This window comes from Brucella daejeonensis, assembly GCF_014199265.1.
In the GTDB taxonomy this organism is placed as follows: Bacteria; Pseudomonadota; Alphaproteobacteria; order Rhizobiales; family Rhizobiaceae; genus Brucella; species Brucella daejeonensis.
In genome coordinates this window covers 220,507-243,659 of sequence record NZ_JACIJG010000007.1, presented here as the reverse complement: position 1 = coordinate 243,659, position 23,153 = coordinate 220,507, and the positions used below count along the sequence as shown (strand labels likewise).

The window sequence follows — 23,153 nt, the reverse complement described above, 5'->3', positions numbered from 1 at the left end:
GGTAGAAGAAAACGCCGATATGCAATCATTCATCGTGAAAGAACGGCGTGTATTTCACTTTTTTCGTTACAACGACGCTACAGTCTTGCAATTCCGCCGCTCATGGGTGAAGGGTCTTGGCGAGATATATCAGGCCGTGCGATGCACAGGGAGAGATCATGACCATCCATCAAAATCTGATTGCGGGCGAATGGGTAGGCGGCGACGGGATCGCCAACATCAATCCGTCGGACACCAATGATGTCGTGGGCACCTATGCGCGGGCGACCGCCGACGACACCAGGGCTGCGATTGCTGCCGCCAAGGCGGCGTTCCCGGCCTGGTCGCGGTCCGGTATTCTGGAGCGCCATGCGATCCTGCGCAAAACCGCCGACGAGATTCTGGCGCGCAAGGACGAACTTGGCCGCCTCCTGTCGCGCGAGGAAGGCAAGACGCTTGCCGAGGGCATCGGCGAAACCATCCGCGCCAGCCAGATTTTCGATTTCTTCGCGGGCGAGTGCCTTCGCCTTGCGGGTGAGGTTCTGCCGTCCGCGCGTCCGGGCATCGGCGTCGAAGTCACGCGTGAGCCTGTCGGCGTCGTCGGCATCATCACGCCGTGGAATTTCCCGATCGCCATCCCGGCATGGAAGATCGCGCCCGCGCTTTGCTACGGCAACACCGTCGTCTTCAAGCCGGCCGATCTGGTACCGGGCTGCTCCTGGGCGATTGTCGACATCCTGCATCGCTGCGGTCTGCCGAAGGGCGTTCTCAATCTCGTCATGGGCAAGGGTTCCGTGGTCGGTCAGACCATCCTCGACAGCGCCGACGTCAACGCCGTCACCTTCACCGGCTCGACGGGCACCGGCAAGCGCGTCGCGACGGCCTCCATCGAGCATAATCGCCGCTTCCAGCTTGAAATGGGCGGCAAGAACCCGGTCGTGGTCCTCGATGATGCGGATCTCAATGTCGCCGTGGAATCGGTCGTCAATTCGTCCTTCTTCTCAACCGGCCAGCGCTGCACGGCTTCCTCGCGCGTCATCGTGACCGAGGGCATCCACGACAAGTTCGTCGCCGCCGCCATCGAAAAGCTGAAGAGCGTGACGGTCGACAATGCCCTGAAGCAGGGCACGCATATCGGCCCGGTCGTGGACGAAAGCCAGCTCCAGCAGGACATGGACTATATCGAAATCGGCCGCAAGGAAGGCGCCAAGCTTGCCTTTGGCGGCGAACGCCTCAACCGCGAAACGCCGGGCTTCTATCTCCAGCCCGCGCTGTTCACGGAAGCGACCAACCAGATGCGCATCAGCCGCGAGGAAATCTTCGGCCCGGTCGCTTCGGTCATCCGCGTCAAGGATTACGAGGAAGCGCTTGCCACGGCCAACGATACGAGCTTCGGCTTGTCGTCGGGCATCTGCACGACGAGCCTGAAACACGCTACCCACTTCAAGCGCAATTCGGAAGCGGGCATGGTCATGGTCAACCTGCCGACCGCAGGGGTCGATTTCCATGTGCCGTTCGGCGGACGCAAGGGTTCGAGCTTCGGCCCGCGCGAACAGGGCCGTTACGCAGCCGAGTTCTACACCACCGTCAAGACGGCCTATACGCTGGCCTGACCCCAGATGCGTGAATGCGAGAACCGGCGGGCGACCGCCGGTTTTTTCATGCCGTTTTGCGCGGCCATGCGGCGAGCTTGCGCGCAAAATACGAAACCGTCGCATGTAGAAGCATGGTGAAGGCCGCGAGCACGAAAAGGCTTGCGAACATCAGGTCCACCTTGGCGCGGCCATTGGCAAGCAGCATCAGATAGCCAAGCCCCTTCGAAGCCCCGACCCATTCGCCGACCACGGCGCCAATCGGCGCATAGACGCTGGCAAGGCTCAGTCCCGAGGCAAGCGAAGGGAAGGCTGCCGGTATGCGCACGCTGAAGAGAATATGCATCCGCCCGGCGCCGAGATTTTCCGCCGCGTCGATCAGGGTTTGATCGGTACGCTGCATTCCGTCCAGAAAGGTGGAAACGACGGGAAAGAAGATCATCAAAATGGTGACGGCGATCTTCGATGCGGGACCATAGCCGAGCCAGAGCGTGAGGATCGGGGCGAGCGCGAAGATCGGGATCGCCTGGCTGAACACCATCACCGGCATGACGAGGCGTTGCGCAAGCGGCGACATCATCAGCCCGATGGCGGTCAGCACGCCGATGGCCGAGCCGAGAAAAAGCCCGCCCAGCACTTCGCCAGCGGTCACGATGGCATTATCGGCAATCAGCCGCGCATTGGTGACGAGCGAGAGCGCCACATCGAGCGGACCGGGCAGGATGAAGCGCGGCATCTGCCAGACCGTCACCACCGCCTGCCATAGACCCAGTACGGCAATCGCCGACAGCAACCCGTCGGCGATGCGTTTCTTGCGGGAGCGAACGAGAGTGTTCACCTAGCTTTCCGCTCCCTTGAGACCCATGCCCCAGAAATCGGCTTCAAGCCTGCTGGCGGTTGCAAAAATCCGGCAAAGCCTCGGCCAGCGCGGACTGTTCTCGAAATCCGCGCCGATGCGGTCCTTCGCGGCCTGATCGAACAGCTTGCCGACCGTGTGGCACATGTCCTGATAGCCGGACCCGGCATAGGTGTCGATCCACTCCCGATAGGGCGTGCCGGGCTTGGCCGTCGCCGCAAGCTTCAGCCCGATCTCGCCATAGCCATGCGCGCAGGGCACGAGGGCGGTGAGCAGGTCGAGAAAGTCGCCGGACTGCCCGCAATCGAGCACATAGCGCGTATAGGCGAGGTTTTCCGGCTCCTCGCGCGTGTTGTAAAGCTCCTCTTCGCCGATGCCCTCGCGCCCGCAAATGCCGACATGCAGCGGCAGTTCGGTCACTGCAAGCCGATGCATGATGTCGGCGCAAAGCCGTGTTTCGTTGAGGTTGCCCGCCTTTATCACGCCAAGCGCAAAGGCGCGGGCATAGTGATGCAGATAGACATAATCCTGCCGGAGATAATGCAGGAAAGCGGATTTCGGCAGAGTGCCGTCGCCAAGCCCGTGCACGAACGGGTGATCGATGTAGGATTTCCAGTCATCGGGCGTCGCGGCGCGCAGACGGGTAAACAGTTCGGAAGAATAATGCGGCTGTGGCATGGTCATGGCCTGTTTCCTTCCGCGTTCACGTCGATGGCGAATTTTTCGACAGGCAGGATCGAAGGGACGAGGCCGTTTTCCTTCAGATAGGCCTCGTAGCGGCTCCAGCGCCCATAATCGAGGCTCGCGGGCGAGCGCGAGAAGCGGGCGACCGTGTCTTTCCAGGCGCGTTTGTACAGTTCGTCCTTGAGTTCGGAACTGTAGGACGCAAACACGTCGAAGCTCTGTTCCGGGTGATTGACGATATATTGCGCGCCTTTTTCGGTCGCCGCGAGGAAGCGTGAAATCCGCTCTTTTTCGGCAGCGTCGAGCTTGCCGGGATTGGCGACATAGACAAGCTCGTCATAGACCGGCACGCCTTCCTCTTCGACATTGAAGCATTTGCCGGCGACGCCTTCAACCGCCATCTGGTTCAGTTCGACATTGCGATAGGCGCCCATCACCGCATCGACCTGCTTCGACATCAGCGACGGGGCGAGGGAGAAATTCACATTGATCAGTTCGACGTCCGAGAGCTGGATGCCATGCTTCTTGAGAATGGTGCCGAGCACCGTCTCCTCGACGCCCGCGACCGAGAAGCCGATCTTCCTGCCCTTGAGGTCCGCGATGGATTTCACCGATCCGTCGTCACGGGTCATCAGGCAGTTGAGCGGGGAATCGACCAGGGTGCCGACCCGGATCAGCGGAATATCGGCATGAACGTCGAGATGCACCTGCTGCTGGTAGGAGATCGCGAGATCCGCCTGTCCGGCGGCCACCATCTTCGGCGGCACGGAAGCATCTGCCGGGGCGACGATATCGACATCGAGGCCCGCATCCTTGAAATAGCCGAGCTTGTCGGCGACGATGATCGGGCCATGATCGGGGTTCACATACCAGTCGAGTATGAGCTTGAATTTATCGTTTGCCTGCGCGGCCTGAGTCGAAATCAGGGCGAACGAAGCCGTGGCGCTGAACAGCGCTGCAAAAACCAGTTTTTTCAATGTTTCCTCCAGAAACTAAATTACGTAGGGCCGTGTAATTTCGATCCATTGCCGCACGCGGGCCTCTGGATCGGGGTTGAGGGTGATGTCGGTGACGACGGAAACGATATCGGCTCCGGCGTCGAAAACGCCGGGCGCGCGGTCGACATTCATGCCGCCAATGCCGACAAGAGGAATGTCTCCGGGCGGAATGTCTGCGAGCGCTGTTTTCCATTCACGCACGCGGTCCAGCCCCTGTTCGTGCCATTTCATCTTCTTGAGAATGGTCGGATAGACGGGGCCGAGCGCGATATAGGCAGGTTTCAGCGCGAGCGCGCGGCCAAGCTCCGCCTCGTCATGGCTGGAAACGCCAAGCTTCAGACCGCTTTTCCGAATGGCGTCGAGATCGGCATCGTCAAGGTCTTCCTGACCCAGATGAACAAAATCGCAGCCTTCCTCGATGGCCAGTTTCCAGTAGTCGTTGACGATGAGCTGGCAGTCATGTCTCGCGCAGATTTCGCGCGCCGCGCGGATTTCCGCGCGCAGTTCGGCATCGTCCTTGTCCTTGATGCGCAGTTGCACCAGCCTGATGCCGAGCGGCACCATGCGCCTGAGCCAGTCGGCGCTGTCGAAGATCGGATAGAACGGATCGAGGGCCATTACAGAAAAGCCTTTCCGATAAGGGGCGTGGAGGGCACCGCCATGTCGCGCGCCTCGATGGGGTCGGCCTCATGGGCAAGGCGACCGGCCTCGACCGCGAGCGCGAATGCGCGCGCGATGGCGGCGGGATCGCCCGCCTTGGCGACGGCGGTGTTGATCAGCACGGCGTCGAAGCCAAGTTCCATTGCCGCCGCTGCATGGGACGGCACGCCAATGCCCGCATCCACCACCAGCGGAACATCCGGGAAATGCCCGCGCATGGTTTTGAGCGCATAAGGGTTATTGAGGCCGCGGCCCGAACCGATCGGCGCGCCCCAGGGCATCAGCACCTTGCAGCCCGCTTCCAGCAGCCTTTCCGCGACGATGAGATCGTCGTTCATATAGGGAAAGACCTCAAACCCGTCATCGCAGAGAATGCGGGCGGCTTCCACAAGCCCGAAAGGATCGGGTTGCAGCGTGTCGTGATCGCCGATGACTTCGAGCTTGATCCAGTTGGTGCCGAAGATTTCCCGCGCCATCTTCGCCGTGGTGACCGCTTCGCGCGGCGTGTGGCATCCGGCCGTATTCGGCAGGACGGATACGCCCATATCCTTGATCAGCGTCCAGAAATCCTGACCGGCGCGCATGTTGCCGCTTTCGCGCCGGAGCGAGACGGTCACGATTTCCGTCTTCGACGAACGGACGCTATCCGCCAGAATGGCCGGTGACGGATATTGCGCCGTGCCGAGCAGCAAGCGGCTTTCGAATGTCTTTCCATAAAGTTCAAGCATCTCAACCTCCCTGCATCGGGGCCAGAACCTCGATGCGGTCGCCCTCGCCGATCGGGGTTGCCCCGCGCTCGTCGCTCGCGATGAATTCGCCGTTAAGCGCGGTCGCCACCACGGCCGCGTCGAGTTCGATTTCCGCGAGCAGGGCCGCGAGATCGGATGCGGCAGTCTCGACGGCCTCGCCATTGAGAACGATGGTCATGCCAGTTCCTCCAGGAATTCAGGTCTTTGTTCCGGTTCGCTGGCAGCCGCGACCGCCATGCGCGCAACCGCTGGCGACAGCAGGAAGCCGTGCCGGTAAAGCCCGTTGACATAGATGGTCTGGCCGCGCTTGCGCACGCGCGGCAGGTTGTCGGGAAAGGCGGGGCGGGCATCGACGCCGGTTTCCAGAATTTCCGCCTCGCCAAATGCCGGGTGCAGGGCATAGGCGGCGCTGAGCATTTCCAGCGTCGAGCGGACGCTGATGCCGCTTCGCTCGTCGCTTTCGATCATGGTCGCGCCGATCATGTGGATGCCGTCGCCGCGCGGCACGATATAGAGCGGAATGCGCGGATGCAGCAGGCGCACGGGACGGGCAAGATTGATATCGCGGGAGCGGACCACAAGCATTTCGCCCTTCACGCCGCGCAGGTCCTGCAACTGGTCGCGGGCCGCAAGGCCGCGTGCATCGACGGTCACGTCCGTTTCGATTTTGACGTCTTTCGCATCCTGCCCCAGATGAAGGACCACGCCTTTCTTCTGCAATCTTTCGGCAAGCTCGATCAGCGTCTCGCGCGGGTTGAGATGGCCTTCCTGCGCAAAGAACAGCCCCTGCCGGAAGCGTCCCGCCAGATCCGGCTCCAGGGCGTCGATCTTCTCCTGGCCGATCGTATCGAAGGCTTCGGTCCGGCGGGCGAAGCGGCGCAGTTCGGTCGCATCGCGCGTGTGCGAAAGCACCAGCGTTCCCTTGCGGCGGACGGTCGAGACGTGCCGTTCCCACCAGCCGATGGCTTCCTGTCCCAGCCGGACGACGGGTTCCTCGGCGCTTTCGCCTTCGCACCAGGGCGCCAGCATTCCGCCCGCAAACCACGAACAGCTATCGGAGCCGATTTCCGTGCTTTTCGCAATGACGGTGACGGCGTGGCCCCGGTCGTTGAATTCCGCGGCGCAGGCAAGGCCCGCAACACCGGCGCCGATGATCGTGACGCGCATCACACCGTCTCCCACAGATTATGAAAATGATGCACGGGGCCGTGGCCGCTGCCGACGTGCAGCCTGTTTGCAGAGAGGATCGCGGCTTGCAGATAGGCATGGGCTTCGCGAAGCGCCTGTTCCAGACACAGGTTCTTGCCGAGACCGGCCGCAATCGCGGAGGAAAGCGTGCAGCCCGTGCCATGGGTGTTTTGCGTGTAGATGCGCGGCGCTTCCAGCCGGAACACCGGCTGGCCGGGGCGGACGAGCAGGTCGGCGCAGATGTCGCCTTCCGCGTGGCCGCCTTTCATCAAGACCGCCTTTGCGCCGAGCGTGAGCAGGGCGCGGCCCTGTTCCTCGGCTTCGCCGTCATTGCGGGCGATTGCGCAATCGAGCAGGCAGGCGGCTTCCGGACGATTGGGGGTAAGCACGCTTGCAAGCGGGATCAGCTTTTCGCGCAAGGTCGATATGGCCGTTTCGCTGAGCAGGCGGCTGCCGGACTTGGCGATCATCACCGGATCGAGGACGATGGGGCCGGAAAAATGACCAAGACCCGCGGCTGTTGCCTCGATGGTTTCGGGCACCGAAACCATGCCGATCTTGACGGCGGCGACATTGAGATCGCTGAAGACCGTATCGATCTGCGCCGCAACGATGTCGGACGGGACGTCGTGGACGGCGGCGACGGTCAGGGTGTTCTGCGCGGTGATCGCCGTGATGACGCTCGCGCCGTAAACGCCAAGCGCCGAAAAGGTCTTGAGATCGGCCTGGATACCCGCGCCGCCGCCACTGTCGGAACCGGCAATGGTGACGCAAATGGGAACGGGCGCCGTGCCATGGCCGTTGCTGGGTGTGGTTCGGGAGAGGTTCTGTCTCTGCTCCATCATGTCGTCTCTCATTCCGAACGGAAAATTGAGACGTCATGAGCGGGTTTTGGGGTGCTGCCCCGGAGGAAGGCTCCTCCTTGTCCGCGACGCGCCAAACTCCGTTCCCTACGCAGGTATTACCCGGATCAGGTTCAATGGGTTGGCGCGATCAGCGTCTCTCAGCCTTTGAAAAGGCACCCCAACGAATTTTGTATTTTAAGGCATAGGCCGGATCGGAAGGCCGGTCAAGGGACAGAAATTGGAGGACTTCGAAGAAAATCGTCAGATAAGACGTCAAATTATATATGATTTTTTTAAAATATCGGATTTAAATTGGATGGGGGCATCTTCCTTGTGCGGCTCATGATGTTATGAGCGCGAGGCGGTCCCCATGGGGAATGGAATGTCCTTGAAGGTCAATCTGACGAGGGGGTCATAATGGAGAAGCGGAAGGGCGCTTCGGCGGAAGGCACGATGGCGCGCACATCCGAGCAGGATTTCCGCATTCTTTTCACGACCCATCCAACGCCCATGTGGGTCTATGATCCCGAAACCCTCCATTTCATCGTGATGAACGACGCCGCCTACCAGCTTTACGGCTATACGGCGGACGAAATTCCCGGCATGACGGTTCTCGATATCCGCCCGCAGGCCGAGCGGGATCGAATGCTGGCCGCCATTCGCGACCGGAGCGATCTCGAACGGCCCGAGCGCTGGCAGCATTTGTGCGCCAACGGCGAAATCATCGACGTCCTGACCTATGGGCGTCAGATCGTCTTCGACGGCAGGCCCACGATCCTCGCCATCGTGCAGGACCGGACGGAACTGACGCAGGCCAACCGGCAGGCCAGTCACGCGCAGTCGTTGCTCGACAGTCTCGTCAACAACCTGCCGCTCGGGGTCTTCGTCAAGGACATGCACGATGAAGGCCGCTACGTGCTCTATAATCAGGCCGCTTCGACGGTCAGCGGCCACCCGGTGGACAGGGCCATCGGTTCGACCGACAGCGAAATCTTTCCGCAGCGCGATGCGATCGCGTTCACCCGGCAGGACCGGGCGGCGATGCGCCGCCGCGAGGTGCTGAACGCCGAATACGAGATCGAGCGGGAGGACGGAACGGCGCGGGCCGTGCGGATCATCAAATGTCCGATTCCCCCCGTCGATGCCGACGAACCCCGCTATCTCATCGGCCTTGTCGAGGATATTACCGAGCGTCGCGAGATCGAGGAACGCATGGCCTATATCGCCATGCACGACAGCCTGACCGGCCTGCCCAACCGCGCCTGTTTCACGCGCCATGTCGAGGGCCTGCTGAAGAAGGGCGCGGACGCCGAGCCTTTCGCGCTGTTTTATCTCGATATAGATCATTTCAAGAACATCAATGACAGTATCGGCCATCAGGCGGGCGACCAGCTTTTGCAGGAGGTTGCGCGCCGCCTCAAACAGATCACCACGTCGAAGGATTTCGTAGCCTGGCTCGGCGGCGACGAATTCGCCATCGTCTATCGCAGCGGCGCGCTGGCGCAGATCGCCATGTTCGCGGACCGCATCCTGTCGGCCTTTCAGGACCCTTTCATGCTGGTGAAGAATTCGGAATTCGTCACTTGCAGCATGGGCATCGCCCAGGCGCCGCTGCACGGCGACAATCCTGATGTCCTGATGCGCAATGCCGATCTGGCGCTTTATGCATCCAAATCCGGCGGACGGCGCACGTTCCGCTTCTATCAGCACTCGCTGCGTCTGGCGGCGGAAAAGCGGCACGTCATGACCGGCGAACTTCGTCAGGCCTTGCTGGCGGGACAGTTCGAGCTTCATTACCAGCCGATCTTCAACCTTGAGAGCGGCAGGATTTCGGGCTTTGAGGCCCTTATCCGCTGGCTCCACCCCGAACGCGGCATCGTTTCACCGGCCGAGTTCGTTCCTCTGGCGGAGGAAACCGGGCTGATCGGCCCGATTGGCGAATGGGTTTTGCGCACCGCCTGCCGGGAAGCCGCGCTCTGGCCGGAGGACATCAAGGTCTCGGTCAATCTCTCGCCGGTCCAGTTCAGCCAGACCACGCTCTTGCGTTCCGTCACCGATGCGCTGGAGGCCGCGCGGATTTCGCCGGAACGTCTGGAACTTGAAATCACGGAATCGGTCTTCCTGTCGAACAGCAAGAACAATATCGAGCTTCTGTTCGAACTGCGCAGGCTTGGCGTGCGCATCGCCATGGACGATTTCGGCACCGGCTATTCGTCGCTCAGCTATCTGCGATCCTTCCCCTTCGACAAGATCAAGATCGACCGCAGCTTCGTCTCCGGCATCGAAGTGGACACGCGCGACCTTGCCATTATCCAGGCGGTGGCGACGCTGGGCGCGGGCTTCAACATCGTGACCACCGCCGAAGGTGTCGAAACCGCCCAACAGCTCGAACGGTTGCGGTCGGAACGGTTCGGGGAAGTGCAGGGCTTTCTGACGGGGCGGCCAATGCCCGCAAGCGATGTGTGCGATTTCATTCATAATCGTGCGGCAACCGCTCTGCACATACCGCCGGCATCCAACCGCCTGCCAGCTTAAAAAAGGGCTTGACCTTCCAACGGTGGGAAGGATTATCTAAGGAGCAATTCTCGAATTGTGCCCGCATGGGCAGTGAAAGGGATTGCCATGAACAAGCCTGTCAATCACGAAGCGATCAGTTTCCCCGTACCCGTCGAAGGGATGAGCTGCGCATCGTGTGTCTCATCGGTTGAAAAAGCCGTTTCCAGAGTTCCGGGTGTGGACAGGGTTTCTGTGAACCTGGCGACCGAGCGCGCGGATGTCGTGTTCAGGGGAACGCCGGATTTGCCGTCGGTGGTCGAGGCCATCCGCAAGGCGGGCTACGATGTTCCGGCGGGCAGCATCGATCTTGCCATCGAGGGCATGAGTTGCGCGTCCTGCGTCAGCAACGTTGAAAAGGCCCTGAACGCCGTGCCGGGCGTGACGCGGGCAAGCGTCAATCTGGCCACCGAGCGCGCCCATGTGGAACTGGCAGGCCCGGTCCAGACGTCCGATCTCGTCAAGGCGGTCGAACAGGCCGGGTACGAGGCGCGCGCGCTGGCCGAGGCCGAGAGCGATGCAAAGCCGGAAACGCAGAGCGAAAAACGCGATGCGGAAGCGGCGGAACTGAAGAAAAGCGTCCTGCTTGCCGCCATTTTGACCCTGCCTGTTTTCATCATGGAAATGGGATCGCACCTCATTCCGGCTGTCCATATGTTCGTGATGGAGCGGATCGGGGTGCAGAATAGCTGGTATCTGCAATTCGTGCTGACCACGCTTGTCCTGTTCGGTCCGGGCCTGCGCTTCTTCAAGAAGGGCGTCCCGTCGCTTTTGCGCGGCACGCCGGACATGAACTCGCTGGTCGTTGTCGGCACGCTCGCCGCCTGGGGCTTTTCCATCGTCGCCACCTTCTTTCCCGGCGTCCTGCCGGACGGAACGGTCAATGTCTATTTCGAGGCCGCGGCGGTGATCGTGACGCTCATCCTGATCGGCCGCTTTCTGGAGGCGCGCGCCAAGGGCCGCACCAGCGCCGCGATCAGCCGTCTGGTCGGCCTGCAAGCGAAATCGGCTCGTGTGGTGCGCGACGGTCAGGCGGTCGATGTGCCGCTGGAAGACGTTCGCGCAGGCGATATCGTGCAGGTGCGCCCCGGCGAGAAAGTGCCGGTCGATGGCGCGGTGATCGAGGGTTCCTCCTATGTGGATGAATCGATGATTACCGGCGAGCCGGTGCCCGTGATCAAGGAAAACGGAGCCGAAGTCGTCGGCGGCACGATCAACAAGACGGGCGCCTTCACCTTCCGCGCCACCAAGGTTGGCCGCGACATGGTGATCTCGCAGATCATCCGCATGGTCGAGGATGCACAGGCCGACAAGCTGCCCATTCAGGCCAGGGTCGACAAGGTGACCGGCTGGTTCGTGCCTGCGGTGATGGCCGCCGCCGCGCTCACCTTCGTCTTGTGGCTCGCGATTGGCGGGACGGCCATGCTCGGCTATGCGCTGGTCAACGCTATTGCCGTCCTCATCATTGCCTGCCCTTGCGCCATGGGGCTGGCCACGCCGACCTCGATCATGGTCGGCACCGGCCGGGCCGCCGAATTCGGCGTTCTGTTCCGCCGTGGCGATGCGCTGCAAACGCTGCGTGACGCATCGGTCATTGCGGTCGACAAGACTGGCACACTGACTGAAGGAAAGCCCGCCCTGGCGCATTTCAGGACGGTCGAGGGTTTCGAAGAGGATGAACTTCTGGCGCTTGTCGCGGCGGTCGAGGCGCGTTCGGAGCATCCGATTGCCGATGCCATCGTGGAAGCGGCGAAGGAGAAGGGGTTGAAGCTCGCGGACGTTTCGGCATTCGAGGCCGTGCCCGGTTTCGGCCTGAAAGCGCAAGTGTCCGGTCATGAGGTCGCCATCGGTGCTGACCGTTACATGGCAAAGCTTGGACACGATGTCGCTGCCTTTGCCGATGACGCGACGCGTCTCGGCAGCGAGGGGCAGTCGCCGCTTTATGCTGCCGTTGACGGCAGGCTGGCGGCGATCCTCACCGTTGCTGATCCGATGAAGGAAACGACGCCCGCCGCCATTGCCGCCCTGCACGAACAGGGGCTGAAAGTGGCGATGATCACCGGCGACAATCGCCGCACGGCGGAGGCAATCGCCGGACGTCTCGGCATCGATGAAGTCGTGGCGGAAGTTCTGCCCGACGGCAAGGTGGACGCGCTGAAGCGCCTTTCTGCCGGCGGCAAGCAGGTGGCTTTCGTGGGCGACGGCATCAACGATGCGCCGGCGCTGGCTGCGGCGAATGTGGGCATTGCCATCGGCACCGGCACGGATATTGCGATTGAAAGCGCCGATGTCGTGCTGATGTCGGGCGATTTGCGCGGCGTGGTCAATGCAATCGCCATATCCAAGGCGACGATCCGCAATATCGGCGAAAACCTGTTCTGGGCCTTCGCCTATAATGTGGCGCTGATCCCCGTCGCGGCGGGCATCCTCTATCCGTTCACCGGCACGCTGTTGTCGCCGGTGCTGGCGGCGGGCGCCATGGCATTCTCAAGCATCTTCGTGCTCAGCAATGCCTTGCGGCTCAAGAGGTTCAGGAGTCCGATGGAAAGCTGACCGAAAAGAAAAGGCGCGGGCAATTCCCGCGCCTTTTTCCTGCGTTCTGTTCAGTGGGTGCCAACGGCCCTGCCGTAAACACGCACCACGTTTCGCACCGCTTCCACCATCAGCGCGTGCGGCGTCGCTTCGACCGTCCCTGCGGCAACCGCCGGATAGAGCGTTCCCAGATACTGGCTGATGAGCGTTTCCGGGATTCTGCGTCCGTCGAGCCGCGCCAGAAGCGCTTCGACCGCCGCCGTCGCTTCCGCATGAGGCCAGTAATAACGGATACGGTCGCTATAGGAAAAATGGCGCTGGAGGCGGAGTTCTTCCGCATCGCCATGATAGTATTTTTCCCAGTTCTTGCGCTCGGCCATGAGCAGGCGTTCCATCCTGCCCCGCAGCGTCTCTTCTTCCGGCAGGCGATAGAGGAAAGCCGCGATCTGGTCGAGGCCGTAAAGCGCCTCGCGCAGCGCGAAGGTCAGGCCGGGACCGACCTTCAAAATGGCGAAGCCGTCATGGACGAGATCGGAAAGCGCTTGCACTGGCTGGTAGTCGGTCGAATGCGCCTCGAAGACAAATTGCGGCATCCGGTCGAGCACGCCGCTCAGGGCGGTCGCCTTGTCGCTGTTGTAATAGACGACGTTCTCATTGCCGAACTCCACGCCCGGCTGCACCACCACGCCGATGGCGCGCGAAAATGCGTCGTCCAGTCCCAGCGCCGCGAAAGCCTTGCGGTGAACGGCGACCGTTTCGAGGGCCGCTTCCGGTCTGGTCAGTTCCAGTTCCTCGATTTCTTCCATCGCCCCGCCGGGGATCGGAACTTCCGTGCCGATGATATAGACGGGCAGGTCGTAACCGGCCTCGCGAGCCGCTGCCTCCGAAACCCTGGCCAGACGTGCGGCGCGTTCGGCGGTCACGGCGTCGGGCAGGGCTACCGGCTCGCCCGCGCAGCCCATCGACGTGTCGAGGTGGATCTTGGTGAAACCGGCGCGCACGAAGGCATCGATCATGACTTCCGATTTCAGCATCGCCTCTTCGGCGGGCAGATGCTTCCACGGATTGGGGCCGAGGTGATCGCCGCCGAGGATGAGGCGTTTCGCGTCGAAGCCGACGCGGGCCGCGATCTCTTCCACGAAGCGCCGGAAACCGGCAGGGGTCATGCCCGTATAGCCGCCATCCTGATTGACCTGATTGCAGGTGGCTTCGATCAGGACGTCCGTGTTCGTCGCAACGCCTTCCAGAAGGGCGGCTTCGATGACGACCGGATGCGCGGAGCAGATGGATGTTATTCCGCCGCGCATGCCGTTCCTGTAACGGGCGGGAATATCTCTGAGGGACCCGGTGCTGCTCATGCCTAAGCTCCGTGTTTTGCAAGAAACGACTGGATTTCGGCCATGGTCGAAGTGCCTTCCATGGGACCTTTCACGCCGACGGCGCGCGCGCCGGTCGCGTTGGCGAAAATGAGCGCCTCCTTCGGCGCCATGCCGCGCAGCCAGCAGGTGACGAATGCCGCGCCGAAGCTGTCGCCCGCGCCGGTGGGATCGACTTCGTCGACCGCGAAGGCCGGCGCGAATACTTCGCCGGACCGGTCGAAATAGCTGGCGCCTTCCGCGCCGCGCTTGACGACCACGGCCCTGACGCCGCGCGCGAGCAGTTCTTCAATGGCCGCCTTTTCTTCACGCGCTTTGGTGAAGAGGAAGATTTCCGGGCCGCTCGGCATGAAAAGGTCCGTGTTCTCAAGGGCATGGACGAGCGCTTCGCGCATGCCGGGCAGGTCCAGCATCTCCTTGCGGATGTTTGGATCGAAGGAAACCGTACCACCCTTCGCCTTGATGCGCACGGTCGCCTCGTGGATCGCCGCGACGATGCTTTGCGAAAACAGCGCCGACCCCATGATGTGAAGATGATCGGCGCTTTCGATCAGCTTTTCCGCTTCCGGCGTCAGGCCGATGGCGCTGCACGCGCTGTGCTTGATGTTGAAGATGAAATCGCGATTTCCGTCCGGGCGATAGCGCACGAAGGCGCTGCCGGTGGCGGCTGTCGGATGCACGCCGATCGCCGATACGTCCACGCCGTCTTCGCGCAGGCGCTCGATATTGAGCATCCCGAAATCGTCATTGCCGACCGCGCTGACCAGACCGCATGGCTGGCCGAGCTTCGCCGCCTGATCGATGAAGATCGCGGGCGCGCCGGATGCGAAAGGACCGATCAGGGGAATGGTGGTCCTGAAACCGTAACCGGGTTCGACGGCCATGATCTCGACGACGATTTCACCGATGGTGATGATTTTCTTCATGAATCTATCCGACCCCGTTTTGATGACGGCAGAAGCTGTGGTTCCTAGATTTGCTGGAGCTTGTTTCCCGAGTCAACATAAAGTTTTTCGCGCGTAAAAATTATGCGGCAGGCATTTGCCGCTGCCGAACAGAAATCGGGCACTCTTTGAAAGCGAAGCGGGTCGCCGCTGAAAAGACCTATAAATGACACATTTCACACAATTTTGCCATGTATTTGCCATATTTCGTGGCCGGAGACGGGTTCACTCATGTGCCGTTGCGCGCCTTTTGACCGTGAAATGCCACCTTGTCTTCGTTTTGCCTTAATTGGCGGCGGCGCCCGAAAGGAACGCCATTCACACCTTCACGCTTCGCCCGCCGTTTACCATGACTTGCGACAAGCCGGCGGGGATGTTGCCGCCAATTGTCTCCCGTGTCACCATCCGGGCAGTTGCCTGCATCGACCGGTCACGACTCTGGATTTTTTCCGTGGCCGCCTATGTCAACAATTGGAGCCTGAATCGAAAAGCGTCATGCGCGTGCGGAAATGGCGGCTTTGGAAGCAGGCTCTCAGGCGGCATGTGACGACGCGTTGTGGCTGACGCAGAATCCGCGACCGAAGCCAGGCCAGTCATGTGTCTGTCATAGGTCTGTCACGGCCTGTCATGGCCATGGCCGGAGAATGTCTTTTATTGCATGGCGGGGTTATCCCGCGCAGTCTTATCGGTCCTGACACTAGTGACACACCTGAAAAGGGGACACTGTCGTGCTTATCTGGTTGACATCCATCATTCTGCTTCTCATCGGACTTGCACTTGGTGCAGGGGGAATCTGGCTGGCTGTGCTTGGCGGCAGCTTGTATTACATCGTGGCGGCGATCGGCTTCCTGCTGACCGCCGTCCTGCTTTTCCGGCGCAGCGCGGCCGCCCTCTGGGTCTATGCCCTGATCGTTCTCGGATCGCTCGGCTGGGCGGTCTATGAGGTCGGCTTCGACTGGTGGCAGCTCGGCGCGCGCGGCGGGCTTATCGTCCTTCTCGGCCTGTGGATGCTGGCGCCGTGGATCAGGAAGCCGCTCAATGCAGGCGCGGGCGCGGGCGCGGGTGGCGGCGGTCTGCCGCTCGGCGTGGCGTCGCTGGTCGCGCTCGTGGTCGCGGGCTATTCCGTGACGCAGGACCCCTACGATATCGGCGGGGAACTGCCGACCGAAAAAGCGGCTGCGACGCCCGATCTTGGCGGCAATGTTCCCGACGGCGAATGGCACCAGTACGGGCGCACGCCTTACGGCCAGCGCTATTCGCCACTGACGCAGATCACGGCGGAAAACGTCTCCGGCTTGCAGGTCGCCTGGCAATATCGGACGGGCGACGTGAAACAGCCGCAGGATATCGGCGAAACCACCTATCAGGTGACGCCGCTGAAGATCGGCGATTCCCTTTATCTGTGCACGCCGCACAACTGGGCCATTGCGCTCGACGCGGCGACCGGCAGGGAAAAGTGGAAATTCGATCCCAAGGTCGGCTTCAACACGGATCGCCAGCACCAGACCTGCCGTGGCGTCAGCTACTGGAAGGATGCGACGGCCGTCGCCGGGGCCAAATGCGCCGAGCGGGTCTATCTGCCGACGTCCGACGCCCGCCTGATCGCGCTCGATACCGCGACCGGCGAAATCTGCGCCGATTTCGCCGATGGCGGCACGCTCGATCTCGGCCACGGCATGAAGTATAACCCGGCCGGCTATTATTACTCGACATCGCCGCCCGTGGTGGTGGGCGACAGGATCATCGTCGGCGGCGCCGTCAACGACAATTATTCGACCGAGGAACAGTCGGGCGTCATCCGCGCTTTCGATATCCGCACCGGCCAGCTTCTGTGGAACTGGGATTCGGGCAATCCCGATGTCACGACCCCGCTGCCCGAAGGCCAGCATTACACCACCAATTCGCCGAACAGCTGGTCCGTGTCGAGCGTGGATGAAAAGCTCGGCCTGATCTATGTGCCTCTCGGCAACAAGGTGCCGGACCAGCTCGGCATGGACCGCAGCGAGAATGTCGAGAAATATTCGTCTTCCATCGTGGCGCTCGATGTGAATACGGGGCAGGTGCGCTGGGTGCGCCAGACGGTGCATCACGATCTCTGGGACATGGACGTTCCCGCCCAGCCCGTCCTGCTCGACATTGACGGCGTCCCGGCGCTGGTCGGTCCCACCAAACAGGGCGACCTTTACGTTCTGGACCGCCGCACCGGCGAGCCGATCGTTCCGGTCAACGAAATCCCGGCGCCGACCGGGGCGATCCCGGAAGACCATACGGCGCCGACGCAGCCGATTTCGGACCTCACATTCAGCCCGCCGCCGCTGCGCGAAAGCGATATGTGGGGCGTGACGATGTTCGATCAGCTCGCCTGCCGCATCAAGTTTCACAAGCTCTTCTACGAGGGCCGCTATACGCCGCCTTCACTGCGTGGAACCATCGTCTATCCCGGCAATTTCGGCGTGTTCAACTGGGGCAGTGTCGCGGTCGATCCGGTGCGGCAGGTCATGTTCGGAATGCCGACCTATCTGGCCTTCACCTCCCGGCTTGTGCCGCGTGCGGAAATCCCGCCGAAGGGCGAGGGCGAAAAGGGCAGCGAGCAGGGCCTGAACCGCAACGAGGGCGCACCCTATGGCGTCTTCATGGGACCGTTCCTCGGCCCCCTGGGCATTCCGTGCCAGACCCCGCCATGGGGTTATGTGGCGGGTGTGGACCTGCGCACCGGAAAGATCGCCTACAAGCACCGCAACGGAACGATCCGCGATATGTCGCCGGTTCCGCTTCCGTTGAAGGTGGGCGTTCCGGGCATCGGCGGGCCGATGATCACCGCTGGCGGCGTCGCCTTCCTGGGCGCTGCGGTGGACGATTATCTGCGCGCTTACGACCTGACTTCGGGCAGGCAGCTCTGGGAAGCCCGGCTTCCCGCAGGCGGCCAGTCCACGCCCATGACCTATACTGTCGGCGACCGGCAGTTCGTGCTGATGGTGGCGGGCGGTCACGGCTCTGTCGGAACGAAGCCCGGCGATTATGTGATTGCCTATACCTTGCCCAGGAGCTGAACCGGCGACATGAAAACAGGAATGCCGGGAGCAATCCCGGCATTTTCTTCTGGTATGGACACTCATACCAAGGCGGCTCCGATGCTAGATCGGTTCCTGTTTTAACTGGATCGTTGGAACCGCTCTAACTATTTGTTTTTACGCATTATCCTACGCAAAACCGCTTCGCACTTTTGCTGGAAATGCTCTAGGGTCTAAACTCAATCAGGTTTCGGGCGTGGCGTGAGCCGGATTTTGTTCCTGAACAGGAGGAAAGGCCGACGTGGTGTCCCCCACCACGAGGGTTTTTCGACGCATTCGGGGGCAAAATCCGCCACGTCCCGAAGGGATATGACGAAAATAACCCATTTTGGCGTCGCGAAACCTCGATGGGGAACCACCCCACCTTCGGTTTCGCTCCTGAAACTGTGCCATTTTCGACCATACCACGCTCCAAATCCTGATTGGGTTTAGACCCTAACGCTATCCAAGCCTTGAAAATGCTCAATCGCCGCATGAGCTTTGGTGTCAGAGCCTGAATCAAAAAGCGGCATGTGCGTGCGAAAATGGTGATTTTCGAGTACCGGAGCGGAGTGTACTTTTGGGTACATGAGCACCGGAGCGCAGGAAATTGCCATTTGCAGCCGCTCGTGGCGACTTTTGGAACAGGTTCTCAGACCTTGCTGTGCAGCAATTCACCCTTCCGCGCGGCCGGTCGGTTGCGGCTTTCACCGCTGTCTTCGGAAAGTTCGTGAATGATCGGGCAATCGGGGCGGTTGTCGCCATGGCAATTCTTCGCCAGATAGCGCAGCGTATCGGCCATATCCTGAAGCTGGCGCATTTTCGCTTCCAGCTCCTCCACATGGCTGAGAGCCACTTTCTTCACATCGGCGGAGGCGCGGTTCCGGTCGCGCCACAGCGCCAGAAGCTCCCTGATCTGATCGACCTGAAATCCAAGGTCGCGGCTGCGGCGGATGAAGCGCAGCGTCTCGACATCTTTCTGTGTGTAGACACGATAGCCCGAACCGGTCCTCTCGGCAGCGCCGATAAGCTCGATAGTCTCATAATGGCGGATCATCTTTGCTGATATGCCCGATGCGGCTGCCGCCTGCCCGATATTCATCCCGTGCCTCGCTGGCTGTTCATTTGCAGGAATATAGGCCCGGAATATAGGATTTCTGCGGCCTCTTTCAAAGAGGCTGATCTTTCAGGCAACCCGGCCCGCTCGCTTCATCAGATAGCGTTCGATTGCCTGAAAGGCGTCGAAGATGAGAATGGCGAGCGCCGCCACGACCAGGCCGCCTTGCAGCACGAAGGCGAGATTGCTGGAAATAAGCCCGGCGATAATGACCTCGCCCAGCGTTTTCGCCGCAACGGTGGAGCCGATGGTGGCGGTGGCGAGGCCGATGACGGCGGACAGCCGGACCCCGGCAAGGATCACCGGCAGGGCCAGCGGCAGTTCCACCCTGACAAGCCGCTGCATACCCGTCATGCCCATGCCGCGCGCGGCTTCCGTGATCGGCGCAGGCAGCGAGGTCAGCCCGGCCAGCGTGTTCTCGAAAATCGGCAGCAGCCCGTAGAGAAACAGCGCGATCAGCGTCGGCTTGTCGCCAAAGCCGAAAACCGGCACGGCAAGCGCCAACACGGCAACCGGCGGAAAGGTCTGGCCGATATTCACCAGACTGCGTGAAAGCGGCAGGAATTCCGCGCCCTGCCGCCTCGTCACGAGGATCGCCATGGCGATGGCGAGAAGGGCCGAGCCGGATGTGGCAAGCGCCACCAGACCCAGATGCTGCAAGGTCAGCGTCATCAGGTTCGCACGGTCGTAGATGGCGGGCGCGCCATTTTCGACCAGCGGGCGGAAAACCGGCTCGAAGAGATGCGGATAGAGGAGAAACAGGAGAAGCACCGCCAGAAGGGCAATGCGGGGAAGAAGGGAGAGCAGCCGTTTCATGCGGGGCGCTCTGCCTGATGAAGCAGCGTTTCCAGCGTCACCCGGCCGAGCGGCCGTCCTTCGCCGTCGAGCACCGGAAGCGCCTTGCGTCCCGACCACAGGAGCGCGGCGAGGGCATCGCGCTGCGAGGCGGTGACCGGCAAGGCTTCGCCGCCGGCGGCGCCCGGCTGTAGAACCGTCTTGAGATCAGCCAGCGAGAGAAGGCGGAACGGACGCTCTCCGGTCCCGACGAGCCGCTCGACGAATTCGGTGGCGGGGCGGGTCAGGATATCGGCGGGGGAGCCGTATTGCAGAAGCCTGCCGTCATCCATCACGGCGATGCGGTCGCCGAGCGAAATCGCTTCCTCCATATCGTGCGTGACCAGAAGGATGGTGGTGCCGAAACGGCGCTGGATGGCTTTCAGGTCTTCCTGCGCCTTGGCGCGGATCACCGGATCGAGCGCGCCGAAGGGTTCGTCCATCAGGAGGATGTTCGGCTCGGCGGCAAGCGCCCGCGCCACGCCGACGCGCTGCTGCTGCCCGCCGGAAAGCTCGTGCGGATAGCGGTTGCGATAATCCGCAGGCTCAAGCTGGAACAGGGAAAGAAGCTCGTCGACCCGCGTGTCGATGCGCTGCTTCGGCCAGCGCAGGAGCACCGGAACGGTTGCGATATTTTCCGCCACGGTGCGATGCGGAAACAGGCCGTGCTGCTGGATCGCATAGCCGATCCGCCGCCGCAATACATGCCCCGGCTCGTTGAGGATGCTCTGGCCGTCGATGCGGATTTCGCCTTCCGTCGGTTCGACGAGGCGGTTCACCATGCGCAGGAGCGTCGTCTTGCCGGAACCGGACGTGCCGACGATTGCCGCGATGCTGTGGGGTTCCACCATGAAGCTTACCGCATCCACAGCCGCGCGTCCGTTGTAGCGCTTGGTGATCTGGTCGAACTCGATCATGAGGTTTTCCCTCTTTCGGCAATTTCAATGGCGGCATCGAGGATGACGGCGGCGGCAAAGGCGAGAAGCACGGTGGGCAGCGCGCCGAGCAGAACGAGATCCATCGCCGTCTGGCCGATGCCCTGAAAGACGAATGTTCCAAACCCGCCGCCGCCGATCAGCGCGGCGATGGTGGTCAGGCCGATATTCTGCACCATGACGATGCGAATGCCGGTGAGAATGACCGGAAAGGCCAGCGGAAACTCGGTCCTGAACAGCCGTTGCAGCCGCGTCATGCCCATGCCGCGCGCGGCGTCGGTCACGGGGTCGGGCACCTGCGCCAGTCCGGCCACGGTGTTGGCGACGATGGGCAGGAGCGAATAGAGGAACAGCGCGACGAAGGCCGGGGCCGCGCCGATGCCGCGTATGCCAAGGCTCGCCGCCAATGGAAACTGCGCGGCGAGCCAGCCGAGCGGCGCGATCAATATGCCGAACAGCGCCATGGACGGGATGGTCTGCACGATGTTGAGGCTGTTGAGGACCAGCGCCCGGAGGCGCGGCAGGCGATGGCAGAGAAGGCCGAGCGGAATGCCGGCCACGGTCGCCGCGACGAGCGAGCCGAGCGCCAGGGCGATATGGCGTTGCGCTTCATTCCAGAAACTGTCGGCGCGGCTGCGATATTCCTTCATGAAGGAAATATCGTCCCAGAGGCCGGAGGACAGCAGGAGGGCGAGAAACAGCGCCGCCGCGACCAGCAGGGCAAGGCGCAGCAGCGAGCGGACTTCGAGGCGCACCAGGCTGTCGGCCACATATAGCGCGCTGGCAAAGAGCAGGAGCCAGAAGCCCGATGCCGGAGAAACGCGGGCATAGCTGTTGCCGTCCGGCGCAAGATGCGATGCGGCAAGCCCGATGGCCACCGTCAGGAAAGCGAGGCTGGCAAGGCTCGCGACGAGCCGCATCAGGCGGCGCCTTGAAAAAAGCCCGACGAGAAGACCCGCCGTCACGACGGCGACCAGCAGGAACGCGGTTGCCATGGGCAGGGCGTCGAATAGAAATCGCGCTTCGCCCGGCACGATCCGGTTGGCGCGCGCGGTTGCGAAGGGCAGCGCCAGCCCGCCCGCCGCGAGCATGGCGATGACGAAGCCGAGCTTGTCGAGCCGCCCGGACAGGCGACCGGCCATGCGACCGGTCAGGCGGGAAGCTGTGCCCGATGCTGCGATGTTATCCGGCAAGGGCCTGTTGCCTTATCCGCTTATTTCAGGAAGCCGTTCTTTTTCAGAAAGTCTTCCGCCACCGCCTTTGCCGGTTCGCCGCCAAGCTGCACGCGGCCGTTGAGGTCCTGCAAGGTGGTGAGGTCGAGCTTTTCGAAAACGGGCTTCAGCAGTTCCTCGATCTTCGGGTTCGTCTTCAAAACCTCCTCGCGGATGATGGGGGCAGGCTGGTAGACCGGCTGCACATGCTTGTCGTCGTCCAGAACGGTCAGCCCGGACGGCGCGATACCGCCATCGGTGCCGTAAACCATCGCCGCATTGGCGCCGTTTGTCTGGTTGGCCGCGGCGGCGATGGTCGCTGCCGTATCGCCGCCCGAAAGCGTGATGAGCTGGTCGGGCTTCAGGGTAAAGCCATAGGCGGTCTGGAAAGCGGGCAGCGCCGCGGCGGAGTTCACGAATTCTGATGAAGCGGCCAGAACCACCGTGCCGCCGTCCGCGACATATTTGCCGAAATCGCTGAGGCTCGCGAGCTTGTTCTCGTCGGCCGCATCCTTGCGGATGGCGATGCCCCATGTGTTGTTGGCGGGAGAGGGGCTGAGCCAGACGATCTTGTTCGCGTCGTAATCGAGTTTTTTCGCAGTCTCAAAGGCCTTGGCCGGGTCTTTCCAGAGCGGGTCGTCGGCCTTGTTGAAGAAAAAGGCCGCATTGCCGGTATATTCGGGATAGATGTCGATCTCGCCCGCCGTGATGGCCTTGCGCACCACCGGCGTCGCGCCAAGCTGGATGCGATCTGTCGTCTCGATGCCATTGGCGTTGAGAACGGCCAGGATGATATTGCCGAGCACACCCCCTTCGGTGTCGATCTTCGACGAGACGACCACCTGCGCCTCGGCGGTAGCGCTCAGGCTCGCAGTCCCGGTCAAAAGGGTAAGCGTCAGCGCCGCCCCTTTGAGAAGGCTTTTGAAAAGCATTTTCGTCTCCCGTTTCGTCTCGTCGCTCATGAGTCCTTGCGGGCTAAACTATAGCGCTGCCGGGAAAAGGAAACCACTGGTGCCAGCCCTCCTGACAGAATGCTGGCAGGAGGGGCGA

The 23,153-nt window shown here is 61.9% G+C and carries 19 protein-coding genes and 1 riboswitch; of the genes, 4 read left to right on the top strand and 15 right to left on the bottom strand.

Annotated features, from left to right (window positions below):
• Positions 1-158 precede the first annotated feature (158 nt).
• Positions 159-1,592, top strand: coding sequence for an aldehyde dehydrogenase family protein (locus tag FHS76_RS11565; protein WP_183652332.1), 1,434 nt, complete (start codon positions 159-161; stop codon positions 1,590-1,592).
• A gap of 46 nt (positions 1,593-1,638) precedes the next feature.
• Here the strand turns inward: FHS76_RS11565 and FHS76_RS11560 are convergent, their stop codons facing one another.
• From FHS76_RS11560 to thiD, 8 genes are read right to left on the bottom strand one after another with little or no spacing between them, the layout of a single operon-like run.
• Positions 1,639-2,409, bottom strand: coding sequence for an ABC transporter permease (locus tag FHS76_RS11560; protein WP_183652329.1), 771 nt, complete (start codon positions 2,407-2,409; stop codon positions 1,639-1,641).
• On the bottom strand, positions 2,410-3,111 hold the full coding sequence (gene tenA, locus FHS76_RS11555; RefSeq protein WP_183652326.1) for a thiaminase II: 702 nt from the start codon (positions 3,109-3,111) through the stop codon (positions 2,410-2,412).
• Complete coding sequence (locus FHS76_RS11550) at positions 3,108-4,088, bottom strand: ABC transporter substrate-binding protein (RefSeq protein ID WP_183652323.1); 981 nt, start codon at positions 4,086-4,088, stop codon at positions 3,108-3,110. Before FHS76_RS11550 ends, tenA begins: the two co-directional genes overlap by 4 nt.
• 15 nt (positions 4,089-4,103) lie before the next feature.
• Entirely contained in the window at positions 4,104-4,727 is a 624-nt protein-coding gene (locus FHS76_RS11545) for a thiamine phosphate synthase (protein WP_183652320.1), read from the bottom strand.
• Positions 4,727-5,497 (bottom strand): thiazole synthase, encoded by a 771-nt coding sequence (locus FHS76_RS11540; RefSeq protein WP_183652317.1) that lies wholly within the window; start codon positions 5,495-5,497, stop codon positions 4,727-4,729. The genes FHS76_RS11545 and FHS76_RS11540 overlap by 1 nt, the downstream gene beginning before the upstream one ends.
• A gap of 1 nt (position 5,498) precedes the next feature.
• On the bottom strand, positions 5,499-5,696 hold the full coding sequence (gene thiS / locus FHS76_RS11535) for a sulfur carrier protein ThiS (RefSeq protein WP_183652313.1): 198 nt from the start codon (positions 5,694-5,696) through the stop codon (positions 5,499-5,501).
• Positions 5,693-6,685: a glycine oxidase ThiO gene (gene thiO / locus FHS76_RS11530; RefSeq protein WP_183652310.1), complete on the bottom strand. Its 993-nt coding sequence runs from the start codon at positions 6,683-6,685 to the stop codon at positions 5,693-5,695. The genes thiS and thiO overlap by 4 nt, the downstream gene beginning before the upstream one ends.
• Positions 6,685-7,548 (bottom strand): bifunctional hydroxymethylpyrimidine kinase/phosphomethylpyrimidine kinase, encoded by an 864-nt coding sequence (gene thiD, locus FHS76_RS11525; protein ID WP_183652376.1) that lies wholly within the window; start codon positions 7,546-7,548, stop codon positions 6,685-6,687. Before thiD ends, thiO begins: the two co-directional genes overlap by 1 nt.
• Positions 7,549-7,636: 88 nt before the next feature.
• Positions 7,637-7,742: riboswitch (TPP riboswitch) on the bottom strand.
• A 226-nt stretch (positions 7,743-7,968) separates the two neighbouring features.
• Here thiD and FHS76_RS11520 point away from each other — a divergent pair.
• On the top strand, positions 7,969-10,086 hold the full coding sequence (locus FHS76_RS11520; RefSeq protein WP_183652307.1) for a putative bifunctional diguanylate cyclase/phosphodiesterase: 2,118 nt from the start codon (positions 7,969-7,971) through the stop codon (positions 10,084-10,086).
• A gap of 87 nt (positions 10,087-10,173) precedes the next feature.
• Complete coding sequence (locus FHS76_RS11515) at positions 10,174-12,657, top strand: heavy metal translocating P-type ATPase (protein WP_183652304.1); 2,484 nt, start codon at positions 10,174-10,176, stop codon at positions 12,655-12,657.
• A gap of 50 nt (positions 12,658-12,707) precedes the next feature.
• On the opposite strand, the gene FHS76_RS11510 is transcribed toward FHS76_RS11515, so the two are convergent.
• Both FHS76_RS11510 and FHS76_RS11505 read right to left on the bottom strand, forming a co-directional pair.
• On the bottom strand, positions 12,708-13,994 hold the full coding sequence (locus FHS76_RS11510; RefSeq protein WP_183652301.1) for a D-tagatose-bisphosphate aldolase, class II, non-catalytic subunit: 1,287 nt from the start codon (positions 13,992-13,994) through the stop codon (positions 12,708-12,710).
• Positions 13,995-13,996: 2 nt separating this feature from the next.
• Complete coding sequence (locus FHS76_RS11505; RefSeq protein WP_183652298.1) at positions 13,997-14,938, bottom strand: tagatose kinase; 942 nt, start codon at positions 14,936-14,938, stop codon at positions 13,997-13,999.
• Between the two features lie 746 nt (positions 14,939-15,684).
• Between FHS76_RS11505 and FHS76_RS11500 the strand changes: the two genes are divergently transcribed.
• Positions 15,685-18,006 (top strand): glucose/quinate/shikimate family membrane-bound PQQ-dependent dehydrogenase, encoded by a 2,322-nt coding sequence (locus FHS76_RS11500; protein WP_183652295.1) that lies wholly within the window; start codon positions 15,685-15,687, stop codon positions 18,004-18,006.
• 652 nt (positions 18,007-18,658) lie between these two features.
• Here FHS76_RS11500 and cueR read toward each other — a convergent pair.
• From cueR to osmF, 5 genes are all read right to left on the bottom strand, one after another.
• Positions 18,659-19,108, bottom strand: a complete 450-nt coding sequence (cueR, locus tag FHS76_RS11495; RefSeq protein WP_183652292.1) for a Cu(I)-responsive transcriptional regulator — start codon at positions 19,106-19,108, stop codon at positions 18,659-18,661.
• Between the two features lie 84 nt (positions 19,109-19,192).
• On the bottom strand, positions 19,193-19,939 hold the full coding sequence (locus FHS76_RS11490; RefSeq protein WP_183652289.1) for an ABC transporter permease: 747 nt from the start codon (positions 19,937-19,939) through the stop codon (positions 19,193-19,195).
• Positions 19,936-20,874 (bottom strand): ABC transporter ATP-binding protein, encoded by a 939-nt coding sequence (locus FHS76_RS11485; RefSeq protein WP_183652284.1) that lies wholly within the window; start codon positions 20,872-20,874, stop codon positions 19,936-19,938. The genes FHS76_RS11490 and FHS76_RS11485 overlap by 4 nt, the downstream gene beginning before the upstream one ends.
• Positions 20,871-22,034 carry an ABC transporter permease gene (locus FHS76_RS11480; protein ID WP_183652373.1) on the bottom strand — a complete coding sequence of 388 codons (1,164 nt, stop codon included), beginning with the start codon at positions 22,032-22,034 and terminating at the stop codon, positions 20,871-20,873. The genes FHS76_RS11485 and FHS76_RS11480 overlap by 4 nt, the downstream gene beginning before the upstream one ends.
• A 71-nt stretch (positions 22,035-22,105) precedes the next feature.
• Positions 22,106-23,035, bottom strand: coding sequence for a glycine betaine ABC transporter substrate-binding protein OsmF (gene osmF, locus FHS76_RS11475; RefSeq protein WP_183652281.1), 930 nt, complete (start codon positions 23,033-23,035; stop codon positions 22,106-22,108).
• Between the last annotated feature and the right edge of the window lie 118 nt (positions 23,036-23,153).

Coding starts and splice junctions, on each gene's coding strand:
- FHS76_RS11565 (WP_183652332.1), top strand. CDS start 159: ATGACCATCCATCAAAATCTGATTGCGGGCGAATGGGTAGGCGGCGAC.
- tenA (WP_183652326.1), bottom strand. CDS start 3,111: ATGACCATGCCACAGCCGCATTATTCTTCCGAACTGTTTACCCGTCTG.
- FHS76_RS11545 (WP_183652320.1), bottom strand. CDS start 4,727: ATGGCCCTCGATCCGTTCTATCCGATCTTCGACAGCGCCGACTGGCTC.
- FHS76_RS11540 (WP_183652317.1), bottom strand. CDS start 5,497: ATGCTTGAACTTTATGGAAAGACATTCGAAAGCCGCTTGCTGCTCGGC.
- thiS (WP_183652313.1), bottom strand. CDS start 5,696: ATGACCATCGTTCTCAATGGCGAGGCCGTCGAGACTGCCGCATCCGAT.
- thiO (WP_183652310.1), bottom strand. CDS start 6,685: ATGCGCGTCACGATCATCGGCGCCGGTGTTGCGGGCCTTGCCTGCGCC.
- thiD (WP_183652376.1), bottom strand. CDS start 7,548: ATGGAGCAGAGACAGAACCTCTCCCGAACCACACCCAGCAACGGCCAT.
- FHS76_RS11520 (WP_183652307.1), top strand. CDS start 7,969: ATGGAGAAGCGGAAGGGCGCTTCGGCGGAAGGCACGATGGCGCGCACA.
- FHS76_RS11515 (WP_183652304.1), top strand. CDS start 10,174: ATGAACAAGCCTGTCAATCACGAAGCGATCAGTTTCCCCGTACCCGTC.
- FHS76_RS11510 (WP_183652301.1), bottom strand. CDS start 13,994: ATGAGCAGCACCGGGTCCCTCAGAGATATTCCCGCCCGTTACAGGAAC.
- FHS76_RS11505 (WP_183652298.1), bottom strand. CDS start 14,938: ATGAAGAAAATCATCACCATCGGTGAAATCGTCGTCGAGATCATGGCC.
- cueR (WP_183652292.1), bottom strand. CDS start 19,108: ATGAATATCGGGCAGGCGGCAGCCGCATCGGGCATATCAGCAAAGATG.
- FHS76_RS11490 (WP_183652289.1), bottom strand. CDS start 19,939: ATGAAACGGCTGCTCTCCCTTCTTCCCCGCATTGCCCTTCTGGCGGTG.
- FHS76_RS11485 (WP_183652284.1), bottom strand. CDS start 20,874: ATGATCGAGTTCGACCAGATCACCAAGCGCTACAACGGACGCGCGGCT.
- FHS76_RS11480 (WP_183652373.1), bottom strand. CDS start 22,034: ATGGCCGGTCGCCTGTCCGGGCGGCTCGACAAGCTCGGCTTCGTCATC.
- osmF (WP_183652281.1), bottom strand. CDS start 23,035: ATGCTTTTCAAAAGCCTTCTCAAAGGGGCGGCGCTGACGCTTACCCTT.